The organism is Variovorax sp. GW822-FHT04E09 (assembly GCF_058800845.1).
Genome location: NZ_JBXAMR010000007.1, coordinates 270092 through 283183, shown reverse-complemented (window position 1 = coordinate 283183; position 13092 = coordinate 270092). Strand labels below are relative to the sequence as shown.

Genomic DNA, 13092 nt, shown 5'->3' with positions numbered 1-13092 from the left:
CAATGAAAAAATCCCTGCTTGTTCTGGCTGCCATCGCAGCCTGCGGCGCCGCGTCGGCGCAATCGACCGTGACCCTGTTCGGCGTGGTCGATGCCGCCTACCGCAACGTAGCGAACAAGAGCGTTTCGACCACCCCCTTCGGCCCCGCCTACAGCGTGAAGGCCAGCCGCACCGAGCTGGCGAATTCGGGCCTGAGCTCGAGCCGCCTCGGCTTCCGCGGCGTGGAAGACCTGGGCGGCGGCCTGTCGGCCAGCTTCTGGCTCGAAGCCCCGATCACCAATGACGACGGCGCCACCGGCGTGTCGAACTTCACCCGCCGCTCGACCGTGAGCCTGGCAGGCAGCTTCGGCGAACTGCGCCTGGGCCGCGACAAGACCGCGACGGTGATGAACGAAGAGCAGTTCGACCCGTTCGGCGACACCGGCATCGGCGGCTCGCTGATCATCGACGCCAACGAAGCCAGCGTGCCGGGCAGCGGCTACGGCAGCAACGGCACCTACAAGCGCGCGAGCAACATGGTGCAGTACTTCCTGCCGCGCCTGGGCGGTTTCTACGGCAACGTGGCCTACGGCCTGGCCGAGCAGACGCGCCTGTCGCCCGACACCGCCGCCAGCACCAACACCGGCCGCCACATCGGCGGTCGCCTGGGCTACACGACGGGCCCGTTCGACATCGCTGCCAGCTACGCGCAGAACGACACCAGCTTCACGACCGGCAGCGGCGCCGCCGCCGTGGCACGCCCGGGCAAGGTCAAGACCTTCAACCTCGGCGCGACCTACGACTTCGGCGTGGCCAAGCTGTTCGGCGAAATCTCGCGTTCGAAGGACGAGCGCAACGCGCTGAACATCTTCACGCCCGGCCAGGACGTGGACCTCACCGGCTACCTGCTGGGCGTGACCGTGCCGGTCGGCCCGGGCGTGATCCGCGCGTCGTATTCGCAGGTCAAGTACGACTTCAACCGCGTACCCGTCTTCGGCGTGAACAACGCCGACCCGAAGGCCAGCAAGCTCGCGCTGGGCTACGTGCACAACCTGTCCAAGCGCACCGCGCTGTACGGTACGGTCGCGCGCGTCAGCAACAAGAACGGCGCGGCGCTCACGGTGGGTGCAGGCCCGTCGTACGCCACCACGTTCAACCGCACCGCGCTGCAGGCCAAGAGCTCGATGGGCTACGAGTTCGGCATCCGCCACACGTTCTGATGTCCTGAAGGGTCGCGCATCGCGCGACCCTCACCCCTGCAAGTTTCTCCAAGGGTCGTTCAACCGGTCCATTCGGCCCGCCCTGCGCGGGCCTTTTTTTCGTGCGCGACGCCCGCGCGGCGTGCGTGGCTCAGCGCGCCGACAGCACCGCCTGCGCGGCCTGCGCGAAGCCCGCGCCGCGCTCGCCCTGCGTCACGTAGCGCGGCAGGTGCTCCAGCTGCGGCACGAAGCGCGCCACGTTCGCCACGCCGATGCTGTGCGCGAAGCTGCGGAACATCAGCTGGTCGTTGGTGGAGTCGCCCACGTAGGCCCAGCGGTCCATCTCGTCGTCGAGCGTGCGGCCCCACAGTTCGCGCACGATCCAGCGCGCGCCTTCGAGCTTGTCGTTGTCGCCGTACCAGCCGTTGATGTGGATGCTGCTCACGGTCGCGTGCATGCCCTCGCCGCGCATCAGCGCGACGACGCGCGCGATGGTGTCGTCGTCGAGCGTCACGAACTCGCTGTGGTCGATGGCGATGTCGGTCTCGCGCCCCGGCGAATCGGTGGCACGGCCGGCGCCCGGAATCTCGTGCTCGATGCGCGCCAGCACGGCCTGCATGCGCGCGAAGTTGGCGGCACGCGTGGCGGCGTCCTGCTGGTAGCGCTTCTCGACACCGCCATCGGCCGCCGGCCGCAGCGCCACCGCGCCGTTCTCGGCCACGATCGCATCGACCGGCCAGCTGTTCACGAAAGGCAGGCTCCAGCCCACGGGCCGGCCGGTGATGGCCACCACCGCGAGGCCGGCGGCCTTCAGGTCGGCCAGCGCATTCAAGGCATCGGGCGTGATCGCGCCATCGGTGGTGAGCGTGTCGTCGATGTCGGTGAACACGCCGACCAGCGCCGCGCGCGCGTCGGCGGGCCAGCGCGTGAGCGGCAACAGGTGGTGGGGTGAGGCGGGCAGGGGAGGCGAAGACATGGACAGGATTCTCGAAAGGGCCCGTGATCGTACCGGCGCTTTCGTGTAGCATCCCGCCCCCGCCGCGCTTTCGGGCCGGCGCGGCACCTTCCACCATGCCTCACATCCTCGTCGACAACCTGCGCAAGACCTACCGGGTGTCCGAGCGCGACCCCGGTCTGCGCGGTGCGCTGCGAGGCCTGCTGCAGCGCCGCCACCGCACGGTGGAGGCGCTGTCGGGTGTGTCGTTCGCGCTGGAGCGCGGCGAGCTGCTGGGCTTCATCGGGCCGAACGGCGCGGGCAAGTCGACCACCATCAAGATCCTCTCGGGCATCCTGCGGCCCGACGGCGGGCGCGTGGAAGTCGACGGCCGCGACCCCTTTGCCGACCGCGAGCGGCACGTGGCGCGCATCGGCGTGGTCTTCGGCCAGCGCACGCAGCTGTGGTGGGACCTGCCCGTGGGCGACGGCTTCGACCTGCTGCGCGACATCTACCGCGTCGACCCGCAGCGCTACCGCCGCACGCGCGACGAGCTGGTCGCGCTGCTGCACCTGGAGCGCGTGCTCGACCAGCCGGTGCGTCAGCTGTCGCTGGGCCAGCGCATGCGTGCGGAGATCGCGGCGGCGCTGCTGCACGAACCCGACATCCTGTTCCTCGACGAGCCGACCATCGGCCTCGACGCGCCTTCGAAGCTCGCCGTGCGCGACTTCGTGCGCCGCGCCAACCGCGAGCGCGGCACCACCGTGCTGCTGACCACGCACGACATGCACGACATCGAGGCCCTGGCCCAGCGCGTGATCGTCATCGGCCACGGCCGCGTGCTGGCCGACAGCCCCGTCGAGGCATTGCGCGCGCAGGTGATGGCCGAGCGCCGGCTGGTGGTCGACTTTGCGCAAGACGCCACGCTGCCTGCGCAGGTCGACGGCGCCACCGTGCATTCGCGCGACGGCCAGACGCTGGTGCTCGACTTCGACCCCAAGCAGACCCCCGCGCCCGCGCTCATCGCCCGCATCGCCGGCGCGCACGCCGTGGAAGACATCCGCCTCGAAGGCCTCGCGATCGAAGCCGTGATCGCGCGCTTCTACGCCATGCACGGAGCGGCCGAGGCGTGAGGCCGGCCATGGGCCCGCGCGATCTCGCCCGGCCGTATGTCGCGGCGTTCGTCTCGCGCTTCCTGCAGATGCTGCAGTACCGCACCGCGGCGCTCGCGGGCTTTGCCACGCAGTGCTGGTGGGGCGGCATCAAGGTGATGGTGTTCGCCGCGTTCTACAGCGGCAGCGCCATCGCGGGCGCCGCCTCGTCGATGTCGCTGGCCCAGGCCATCACCTACACCTGGCTTGCGCAGGGCCTGTTGGTGCTGATGCCCTGGCTCGGCGACCCCGAAGTGGCACAGGCCGTGCGCACCGGCGCGGTGGCCTACGACCGGCTGCGCCCGGTGGACGCCTACGCGCTGTGGTTCGCGCGCACCGCAGGCTGGATCGCGGCGCGCCTGCTGCCGCGCGTGGCGCTGATGGCGGCCTTCGCGGCGGTCGCATTGCCGCTGGTGGGGCTGGGCGACTGGGCCTGGCAATTGCCCGCGAACGCGGTGGCCGGCGCGGCGTTCCTGCTGTCGGTGGTGCTGGGCCTCCTGCTTTCGACTGCGATGGTGATGCTGCTCAACGTGGCGACCACGGCAGCGCTCAACGAGCGCGGCATCCAGGCGGTGGCGACGCCCGTGGTCATCGTGTTCTCGGGCAACCTGCTGCCGCTGGCGCTGCTGCCCGACGCCTGGCAGACCGCGCTGCTGGTGCAGCCGCTGGCGGGGCTGTTCGACATTCCGGCGCGGCTGTACTTCGGGCAGCTGAGCGGCGCGCATGCGCTGGGCGCGCTGGGGCTGCAGTGCTTCTGGATCGTCGCGCTGGTCGCGTTCGGGCGGATGGCGATGGGGCGCACGATGCGCAGTCTGCAGGTGCAAGGTGGCTAGGGTGATGGGCGCGCGCAGGGAGCCACTCCCGCCCTCGGAGGCAGCGCTGTCGTATGGTGGCGGGTGCGACAACCCCGCCCCTGCCATGCGCCCCGTCATTCCCGTTGAAGCCGATGCGCCGGCGCCCCTCGCGGCGCGGGCCGTGACCTGCGCGATCGACCAGATCGCCGTGGCCGATCTGCCGCGCAGCGCCAGCTCCCCACTCTTTGAACGCCTTCGCCGCTCCGTGCGCGGCGTGACGCTTCGCACGCCGCCTTCGCACGAGGCCGCGCGCTGGCACACGCACACGATCGGCGGCGTCGCGCGGCGCCTTGCGCAGCCCCTCACGTTCACGCCGTACGCCTCCGTGAAGCCTTGTTCGGCACGTTGCGGCTTCTGCTCGGAAAACCTGCGCAAGACCGAGGGCGGAACCTCGGCGTCCCGGCTGCGTCCGGCGCCCGACTACTTCGACGGCCTGTCCCGTGCGCTGCGCGCCTTGCGCGGCGTGCCGCTGTCGTGGTCGCTCTCGGGCCTGGAAACGAGCGACGACGCCGACTGGATGCTTCGGCTGCTGCACACGCTGGCCGCGGGCGAAAGCCAGGGCCCGGTGGTCGAGGACCGTGTGCTCTATACCAACGGCGCAGGCTTTGCCGGCCCGCAGGGCGAGGTGCTGCGGCGCGCGCTGCAAGGCTTCGGAATGAGCTGGCTGGAGCTGTCCCGCCATCACCACGACGGCGCGGTCAACCAGGCCATCATGCGATTCCGGCCCGAGGTGGCCATCGGCGATCCCGCCGTGTTCGAGCGCACCGCGCGCCAGCTCGCCGATGCGGTGGCGCTGCGGCTCGTGTGCATCCTCCAGCGCGGCGGCGTCGCGCAGCCGACCGACGTGGCCGCGTACCTCGCGTGGGCACGGCAATGCGGCGCCGGGACCGTCGTCTTCCGGGAGTTCTCGCGGCTCGACGACGGCTATCGCGATAGCGCCACCGCGCGCTACCTGCGCACGCAGCGGGTCTCGATGGACGCGCTGCTGACGGCCTGCCTCGACGCGCCCGACATCTCGCGCGGGTGGACCCTCGAAAGCCTCACCGAGGGCTACTACTTCTGGAACCTGCGCCTGCGCACCGACAGCGGCCTGACGGTCGTCTTCGAAAGCGCCGACTACGGCGCCATGCACGCGCGCCACGCGACCGGCGATGTCTACAAGCTCGTCTACTTTGCCGACGGACAGCTGTGCGCCGGCTGGGAGCCGGGGCACGACGTGCTGCTCGACACGCGCACCGCGAAGGCCTGCCCATGAGCAGTCACAGCTGGCTGATGCTCGACCATGAATCGCCGCGCTACCGGCTGCCGGACGACCTGCGCGCGCGGGACCCGATGGGCGGGCGCGACTGCGGATGGCTCGAGCAGATGCTGCCCTTCGTGCGCCGGTTCTCGCAACCGGGCGACACGGTGTTCGATCCGTTCGCCGGCTTCGGCACGACGCTGCTCGCGGCACGCCTCGAGGACCGACGGGCCTTGGGCTGCGAAGTCGATGCAGGCCGCATCGACCTCATCCGCGAGCGGCTGGAACGCCACGGCCTCGCCCACGGCACGACGCTCCTGCACGCCTCGTGCGATGCGCTCGAAGACGCCGCGCTCCCGCCCTTCGACCTGTGCCTGACGAACGTGCCCTACTTCGGGTGCCGCTGGACCGGTGCGCAGGCAACCTCCCAGCTTTACGACAGCCCGAGCTACGCGCAGCACCTCGACGGCCTGCGCAACGTCTTCCACCGCGTCCGCGCCGGATTGCGCGAGGGCGGCGCCTGCATTGCGATGGTGGAGAACCTCCGGATCGGCGATCGCGTGCTGCCGCTGGCCTTCGATCTCGCCCGCATCCTGGGTTCGCTCTTCACGATGGAGGAGGAGCGCGTGCTGGTCTATCCGCACGACGCGGAAGACAGCGACACCGATGCCCGCACCGACCGGCGCCACGAACACGCGCTGGTCTTTCGCAAGCAGCGTGAGCGCATCGACCTGCCGGCCACGGCCGCGCTGCTCGATGCCATGCGCGCCGCAGGACACGTCTTCACGCTGTTCGGCAGTTTCGCGCGCTGGCAGCAGGACCCACAAGGCACGCCGCCCGCAGACGCCGACATCTGCGTCGACGCCGACCCGCAGCGCCTGGATACCCTGCTGCGGTGGCTGCAAGGGCAGGGCTTCTCGGTGACGAGTTGGGGCGATCCGGTCACCACGCCCCTTCACCTCGACAGCTACCGCGGCCGCTTCTATTTCCGCGCCGATCGCATCGATGTCCGCGGCGCCTTGGTCCGGCTGGACATCTGCTACGAGCAAGGAGCGGCATGACGCAATCCGCACAGCGGTGGACCGACCCGCACCACGACCGCGCTCAGTGTGCGCAGGACACTGGGTGCTTCCCGCAGCGAAATCAAGGAGGAGGGCGAAGCCCGGGGGACATTCGCGGAGGGAAGTACCCGGTGGCCTGTGCACGCGCCCTGAACCACGGCGACACAGGCCGCGAGGGCCATTGAAGATGGGCGCCCTCCCTCTCTTCTTCCGTCTCATGGCCGCCTCCATCAGCGGCCAGGCCAGGTATCCCGCGTCCGCACTGCTGCTGACCCTGGGCCAGTTCCTCGGCACAGGCATCGAGGTCGTCGCCGTCTGGGCGCTGTTCCATCGCTTCGGCGAGGTGCAGGGCTGGGGCATCGGCGAAGTCGCGTTGTTCTACGGCCTCGTGAACTGCATGTTCGCCCTCGCCGACGCACTGGGCCGCGGCTTCGACGTGCTGGGCACCGAGTTCCTGCGCACCGGCACCTTCGACCGGTTGCTGCTGCGCCCACGCCCGCTCGCGCTGCAGCTCATGGGCCACGACGTGCGCATCAGCCGCCTGGGCCGTCTGCTGCAGGGCCTGCTCGTGCTGGCCTTCGCGACCGTGCAGGCCGACATCGCATGGGCCCCCAGCGCCGTGGCAATCGCCATGTTCGCCCTGGCCGGTGGCATCGCGCTGTTCCTCGGCATCCTCGTGCTGCAGGGCACGCTGTCGTTCTGGACCGTCGAGAGCCTGGAGATCGCCAACGTGCTCACCTATGGCGGCGTGCAGGCGGCGCAGTACCCGCTGGCGCTCTATGCGCAGTGGTTCCGCCGCGTGCTGACCTTCATCGTGCCGCTGGCCTGCGTGGCGTACTACCCGGTGCTGGTGATCCTGAGCAAGCCCGATCCGCTGGGCGCGCCGGCCTGGGTGGGGTGGGTGTCGCCGCTCGCGGGCTTCGTGTTCCTCGCGGCGGCATTCGGTGCGTGGCGCCTCGGGCTGCGCCACTACACCTCGTCGGGCAGCTGATCAGCCGGCGCTCTGCAGCGCCAGGCCCGCGTGCTCGCGCAGCGGATGGAAGTGGATCTTCGGAAAACGCTCCTGCGCCAGCCGCACGTCGTACGGCGAGGTGCACAAAAAGGCCAGCGTGTCGGCCGCATCCTTGGCCATGCGCACCGGGTAGGCGTGGACGAACTCGCGCAGCTCGGCCGGGGTGTCGGCCGTGATCCAGCGCGCGCCCGTGTACTGGCAGCCTTCGAGCCGCACGTCGGCGTCGTACTCGGCCTTCAGGCGGTGCTGCACCACTTCGAACTGCAGCTGGCCGACCGCGCCCAGCAGCATCGGGCCGCCGACCTCGGGGCGGAAGACCTGGATCGCGCCTTCCTCGCCCAGCTGGGCCAGGCCCTGCTGCAGCTGCTTGGTGCGCAGCGGGTTCTTCAAAATCACGGTCATGAACAGCTCGGGCGCGAAGAAGGGCAGCCCGGTGAACTGCAGGTTCGCGCCGTCGGTGATGGTGTCGCCCAGCTGCACGCCGCCGTGCGTGGTGAAGCCCACGATGTCGCCGGCATACGCCTCTTCCACCGCTTCGCGGCGCTGGCTCATGAAGGTCACGACGCTGGTGGGGCGCAGCTCCTTCGCGGTGCGCTGCACCTTCAGCTTCATGCCCGGCGTGTACTTGCCCGAGGCCATGCGCACGAAGGCGATGCGGTCGCGGTGGTTGGCGTCCATGTTGGCCTGCACCTTGAAGACCACGCCCGCGAAGTCCTTGTCCTCGGGCTGGATCTCTTTCACCACCGGCTGGCGGTTGACCAGCGTGGTGCTGGTGCGCGACTGCGGCGAGGGCGCCAGGTCGACCAGCGCGTCGAGCACTTCCATCACGCCGAAGTTGTTCACGCCCGAGCCGAAGAACACCGGCGTCTGCTTGCCGGCCAGGAAGGCCTCGCGGTCCCAGGTGGGGGAGGCGCCGGTGGCCAGTTCCATGCTTTCCATGGCGTGCTCGAAGTCGGCACCGAAACGCTTGACGAGCGTGTCGCGCTCGCTCAGCGGGATGGTCTCGAAGTCGTGCGGCAGCCGCTCGCTGCCCGACTCGAACACCGTCATCGCCTGGGTGCGCAGGTTCATGATGCCGCGGAAGCTCTTGCCCTGGCCCACGGGCCAGGTCATGGGCACGCAGGGCATGCCGAGTTCGCGCTCCACCTCGTCCAGGATGTCCAGCGGCTCGCGCACTTCACGGTCCATCTTGTTGACGAAGGTGATGATGGGCGTGTCGCGCTGGCGGCAGACCTCGATCAGCCGGCGCGTCTGCGCTTCCACGCCGTTGGCCGCGTCGATCACCATCAGCGCCGAGTCGACGGCGGTGAGCACGCGGTAGGTGTCTTCCGAGAAGTCCTTGTGGCCGGGCGTGTCGAGCAGGTTGATCACGTGCTCGCGGTACACCATCTGCATCACCGACGAGGCCACCGAGATGCCGCGCTGCTTCTCGATTTCCATCCAGTCGGAGGTGGCGTGGCGCGAGGCCTTGCGGGCCTTCACCGAGCCGGCGATCTGGATCGCGCCCGAGAACAGCAGCAATTTTTCGGTCAGCGTGGTCTTGCCGGCGTCAGGGTGGGAAATGATCGCGAAGGTGCGACGGCGGCGGGTTTCGGCGAGAAAAGACAAGGTGGGCAATCTGCAGGGGAATCCCCCGATTTTAGGAGGCCGCCCCGCCAACCCTGGGCTGTAGGCCTAAAACGCCTCCGTCACCCCGTACGCCCGCATCTGCGCCTCGACCTGCGCCGCGTCCTGGCTCAGCACCACGAGGTCGTGCGCCTTGCCCTCGCGGTCCTTCACGTGGCGGGTCAGCAGGGCCTCGGGCCGGAAGCCCAGGGCCTGGAAGACGGCGATGGCGCCGCGCTGGTCGACGGTCATCTGGGCGACGATCTTTTCCTGCCCGTGGGCGAAGGCCAGCGCGCAGCCCTCCTGCGCCAGCTGCTGGCCCAGGCCGCCGCCGCGCAGCGCGGGCGACACCAGCACGCGCAGTTCGGCCACGTGGCCCGACCACGAATGCGGGTCGCGGATGACGGCGGCGCAGCCCAGCACGGCGCCGTCGCGCACGGCGAGCACGCTGTCGATGTCGCCGCGCTCGATGGCGCGGACCCAGGCGGCCATCACCTTGGGCTCGGTGATGTCGCGCGGCAGAAAGAGCAGGTCGTGCGCCGGCAGCGCCTGCGCGAAGGCCAGCACGGCGGGGGCGTCGGCGCCGGTCATCAGGCGCAGGGCGATGTCGCCGTCCGCGTGGGAAACGGTGCGCGGGTAGGTGCGGGAAGAAGATGCGGTCATGAGCGTAGGGGGATGGTTGTGTTCGTCAGGTGGAGCGCAAGCCCAGCCACTCGTCGAGCTTGGGCCACAGCCGCCGCACGGCGTTGGTGCCGGCCGCCAGGCTCACGTGGCCGCCCTTGAGCACCACCTCTTCCTTGTCGGTGGAGCCGATGCCGGCGATCAGCGGCTGGCCCGCCTCGTAGGGCACGATGTGGTCGTGCTGCGCCAGCGCGTGCAGCACCGGCACGGTGATGTTCTTCAGCAGCACGGGGCGCCCGCCGAGCACCAGCTCGCCCTTGTGCAGCTTGTTGTCCCACATGAGTTCCTTCACGGTCTGGCGGAAGTACTCGCCGGCCAGCGGCAGCATCTCGGCGCCCCAGCGGTCGAACATGCGGTACGACTTGACGAACTCGTCGTTGGCCATGTTGTCCCACAGCTGCACCAGCCCGGCGCCGCGCCCGGCGGGGCGCAGCATGTCGAAGGAGGCGAACAGCATCTCGGGCGGCACGTTGCCCACGGTGTCGATGAGGCGGTCGACGTCGAAAAAACGCCGGTCGGACCACGCATGAAAGAGCTTCATGCGGCTGAAGTCGATCGGCGTGGTGAAGAGCGCCAGGTTCTTCATCGGCCCGCCGGGGTGCAGCGCCGCGTACAGCGTAGAGAGCACGCCGCCCATGCAGTAGCCGGCGATGGTCACGTCGTCCTCGCCCGAGTCTTCCTGCACGCGGCGGATCGAATCGGGAATGAAGTCGAGCACGTAGTCCTCGATGCGCAGGCGCTTCTCGTCGGGGCGCGGTGCGTTCCAGTCCATCACGTAGACGTCGTAGCCCTTGAGCAGCAAATACTCGACCATGCTCTGGCCCGGCGCGAGGTCGAAGATGTAGGCGCGGTTGGTGGTGGCCATCACCATGAGCACCGGCACGCGGTAGATCTCGTCGACCATCGGGCGGTAGTGGTACAGGCTCAGCGTGCCGCGCCGGTGGATCTCGTCCTTGGGCGTGAGGCCGACGGCGGGCGCGGTCGAGGTCAGGAAGTCCAGCCCCTTGATGTTGCGCTGGATGGTGCGCTCGATCTCGCCGCGGATGTCGGGCAGCTGGAAGGTGTCGGGCGGCGCGCTCATGGGCGGCGCTTTCCGGCGGGGCGTTTCTTGGCGGCGGCGGCCTTGGCGGCCGGTGCAGGCGCTGCCGCCGCCGCGGGCGGCTGCTTGGTGCGGCGCGGCCGGGGCGGCGCAGCAGCTGCATCGGCGGTCCGCGCGGCAGGCCCGGCCCCGCCTTCCAGCGCGCGGCGGATGCCCGCCAGGTGGTCGTCGATGCGGTGCAGCTGCTCGCCCAGCGCCTGCAGGTCGGCGCGCGTGGGCAGGTTCAGCAGCGTGAGGTAGCGCGCCATCAGGTCGCCCACCGCCTTCTGCGCGGTGAGCGAGGCGTTCATGCCGCCGTGCATGCCCTGGCGGAACGGGTCCGAGGCCATGGCTTCGTTGGCGAATTCGTTGGTGCTTTTTTCCCACTGGGCCGTGAGCTCGCGCCACAGGGCCATGGGATCGAGGGACGGAAATTGGCTCATGAAAAACACCTCCGTCTGGGGTCGTTGTCGTGTCTCTTTTTTTCTTCAGTGATCGTCGCGCCGCGCCGCCCGTGCGGTGTGCGCGGCGATGGCTTCGATGATCTGCGGCCACATCGCGATCGGCAGCGCATGGCCCATGCGCGGAATGCGCAGCAGCGTCGCGCCGGGAATGGCCTCGGCCACGTCGATGCCGCAGGCCACGGGCACCAGCGGGTCGACGTCGCCGTGGATCACCAGCGTGGGCACCTGCACCGCGCGCAGCGCCGGCTTGCGGTTGCCCGACGCGAACACGGCTGCCAGCTGGCGCGCCACGCCGCCTGGGTTGAGGCCGCGCAGAAATGCGAGCTGCGCACGTTCGGCGTCGCGCGCCTCGTCGAGCGGAAAGGCGTCGGGCCCGCGCAGCACGCGCCACAGCTTGGCGTGGTGCGGCAGGTAGGCCTCGAAGCTGGTCGGCGCGGGCGCGAACAGCACCGCCAGCGCCTCGGGCGTGGGCGGCGGCAGGGCCGGGTCGCCGGTGCTCGACATGATGCTGGTGAGCGAGCGCATCCGCCCCGGGTGGTGGATGGCCATCTCCTGCCCGATGGCGCCGCCCATCGACGCGCCCACGACGTGGGCGCGTGCGATGCCCAGCGCGTCGAGCAGGCCGGCGCAGTCGTCGGCCATGTCGCGCAGCGTGTAGGGCACCTGCAGCGGGCGCCCGGCCATGGCCTGCAGCATCAGCGCCTGGATGTCGGGCACGCCGGCGTGCGGCAGGTGGGTGGAGTGGCCGATGTCGCGGTTGTCGAAGCGGATCACATGGTGGCCGCCGGCCTGCGCCAGGCCGGCGCAGAACGCGTCGTCCCACGCGACCATCTGGGCGCCGAGGCCCATGACCAGCAACAGCGGCGGCGCCTCGGGGTCGCCGAAGCTGTCCCAGGCCAGTTCGATGCCGTTGGCGCGGGTGCGCCGTTCGGTGCGGGGCGCGACGGCGGTCATGCGGGCCTTTCTTTTCTTCTTGTTACTTGCGCTGCAGCAGCTTCGTGACCTCGTCCACGTTGGCCTGGATGCGCTGGCGCACCACGTCGAAGGCGTCGGCCTGCGACTTGGCGGCCAGGGTGGCCAGTTCCTTGATGTCGTCGACGGCGCGCTGGAACGATTGGCGGCCCAGCTCGTCGAGCTTGGCGAGGTTTTCCTTCGGGTCCTTGCCCGGCATCGCCTTGGCGGCGGTCTGCCATTCGGCGATGGCCGTCTTGATCATTTCGGTCTGTCGCTGCACCACGGTCTGCAGGCCCTGGTAGGACTTCTCGTTGGCCTGCATCAGTGCCTGCAGGTCCTTGCGGCCGCTGTCGAGCAGCTTGCCGGCGCCGCCGGTGAGGTTCAGGTTCTGCAGGCGCTCGGCCATGCCCTTGAGGTTCTTCATCGGATCGAGCATGTCCGCGGCGGACGGCGCCGCCTGCTTCGCGCCGGCGCTGCTGGCGGTGGTTTTTTTCGCGGCGGCTTTCTTGGCAGTGGCCATGGTGCGGAATCTCCTGTGTCGGGTGATGAAAACAATCGAACGGGTGGATGCAGGCAGCGGCCGGGCGGCCGGGGCCCGCCGCCACGATACGCCGGGCCGGCGCGGCTCAGGGCGCTCCAAGCGCGGATTTGCCTGCGGAGTTTCCCGGGGTGGCCCGCGCCGCCCGGCCCGGCCTCGCGGGCGTCCGCGCTTTCCGTGATGTGGGATGCCCCGGCCGATTGGCGGGCCGGGCGGCCGCGACTACAATCCGGCGCTCCGAGGAGCGTTGCAGCGCCGTCAGGCGTGAGGCTCGGACCACATCGCAACCACGCTCACCCGCTGTTCTCGCGGTGAGTCTTTCTTCCCCGTACGCAGTGGCAT

13 protein-coding genes and 1 riboswitch are annotated in these 13092 nt (G+C 70.0%); of the genes, 6 read left to right on the top strand and 7 right to left on the bottom strand.

Features of this window, described 5'->3' with window-relative positions:
• The first annotated feature begins 2 nt into the window (after nt 1-2).
• Nucleotides 3-1199 (top strand): porin, encoded by a 1197-nt coding sequence (locus tag AC1RL8_RS25930; protein WP_062477373.1) that lies wholly within the window; start codon nt 3-5, stop codon nt 1197-1199.
• A gap of 130 nt (nt 1200-1329) precedes the next feature.
• Here AC1RL8_RS25930 and AC1RL8_RS25925 read toward each other — a convergent pair whose 3' ends face one another.
• On the bottom strand, nt 1330-2154 hold the full coding sequence (locus AC1RL8_RS25925) for an HAD-IIB family hydrolase (RefSeq protein WP_492686433.1): 825 nt from the start codon (nt 2152-2154) through the stop codon (nt 1330-1332).
• Between the two features lie 95 nt (nt 2155-2249).
• Between AC1RL8_RS25925 and AC1RL8_RS25920 the strand changes: the two genes are divergently transcribed.
• The 5 genes from AC1RL8_RS25920 to AC1RL8_RS25900 all read left to right on the top strand — a co-directional run bounded on the left by AC1RL8_RS25920 (nt 2250) and on the right by AC1RL8_RS25900 (nt 7409).
• The gene (locus tag AC1RL8_RS25920) at nt 2250-3245 is read left to right on the top strand and encodes an ABC transporter ATP-binding protein (RefSeq protein WP_159272795.1); all 996 of its coding nucleotides are present in this window, start codon (nt 2250-2252) and stop codon (nt 3243-3245) included.
• Between the two features lie 8 nt (nt 3246-3253).
• Nucleotides 3254-4096, top strand: coding sequence for an ABC transporter permease (locus tag AC1RL8_RS25915; protein WP_492686434.1), 843 nt, complete (start codon nt 3254-3256; stop codon nt 4094-4096).
• 85 nt (nt 4097-4181) lie between these two features.
• Nucleotides 4182-5372: a hypothetical protein gene (locus AC1RL8_RS25910; protein ID WP_492686435.1), complete on the top strand. Its 1191-nt coding sequence runs from the start codon at nt 4182-4184 to the stop codon at nt 5370-5372.
• Nucleotides 5369-6418 (top strand): DNA methyltransferase, encoded by a 1050-nt coding sequence (locus AC1RL8_RS25905; RefSeq protein ID WP_492686436.1) that lies wholly within the window; start codon nt 5369-5371, stop codon nt 6416-6418. The genes AC1RL8_RS25910 and AC1RL8_RS25905 overlap by 4 nt, the downstream gene beginning before the upstream one ends.
• Before the next feature lie 187 nt (nt 6419-6605).
• Nucleotides 6606-7409 carry an ABC transporter permease gene (locus tag AC1RL8_RS25900; RefSeq protein ID WP_492686437.1) on the top strand — a complete coding sequence of 268 codons (804 nt, stop codon included), beginning with the start codon at nt 6606-6608 and terminating at the stop codon, nt 7407-7409.
• Here AC1RL8_RS25900 and AC1RL8_RS25895 read toward each other — a convergent pair whose 3' ends face one another.
• The 6 genes from AC1RL8_RS25895 to phaP form a co-directional block, all read right to left on the bottom strand.
• Nucleotides 7410-9038, bottom strand: coding sequence for a peptide chain release factor 3 (locus tag AC1RL8_RS25895; protein WP_062482912.1), 1629 nt, complete (start codon nt 9036-9038; stop codon nt 7410-7412).
• Between the two features lie 66 nt (nt 9039-9104).
• On the bottom strand, nt 9105-9698 hold the full coding sequence (locus AC1RL8_RS25890) for a GNAT family N-acetyltransferase (protein ID WP_139706027.1): 594 nt from the start codon (nt 9696-9698) through the stop codon (nt 9105-9107).
• A gap of 25 nt (nt 9699-9723) precedes the next feature.
• The gene (locus tag AC1RL8_RS25885) at nt 9724-10797 is read right to left on the bottom strand and encodes an alpha/beta fold hydrolase (RefSeq protein ID WP_492686438.1); all 1074 of its coding nucleotides are present in this window, start codon (nt 10795-10797) and stop codon (nt 9724-9726) included.
• Complete coding sequence (locus AC1RL8_RS25880) at nt 10794-11237, bottom strand: hypothetical protein (protein WP_492686439.1); 444 nt, start codon at nt 11235-11237, stop codon at nt 10794-10796. Before AC1RL8_RS25880 ends, AC1RL8_RS25885 begins: the two co-directional genes overlap by 4 nt.
• 45 nt (nt 11238-11282) lie before the next feature.
• Complete coding sequence (locus AC1RL8_RS25875; protein WP_159272801.1) at nt 11283-12212, bottom strand: alpha/beta fold hydrolase; 930 nt, start codon at nt 12210-12212, stop codon at nt 11283-11285.
• 22 nt (nt 12213-12234) lie between these two features.
• Complete coding sequence (phaP, locus tag AC1RL8_RS25870) at nt 12235-12732, bottom strand: TIGR01841 family phasin (protein ID WP_062482351.1); 498 nt, start codon at nt 12730-12732, stop codon at nt 12235-12237.
• 251 nt (nt 12733-12983) lie between these two features.
• A riboswitch (S-adenosyl-L-homocysteine riboswitch) is annotated at nt 12984-13052 on the top strand.
• The last annotated feature ends 40 nt before the right edge of the window (nt 13053-13092 follow it).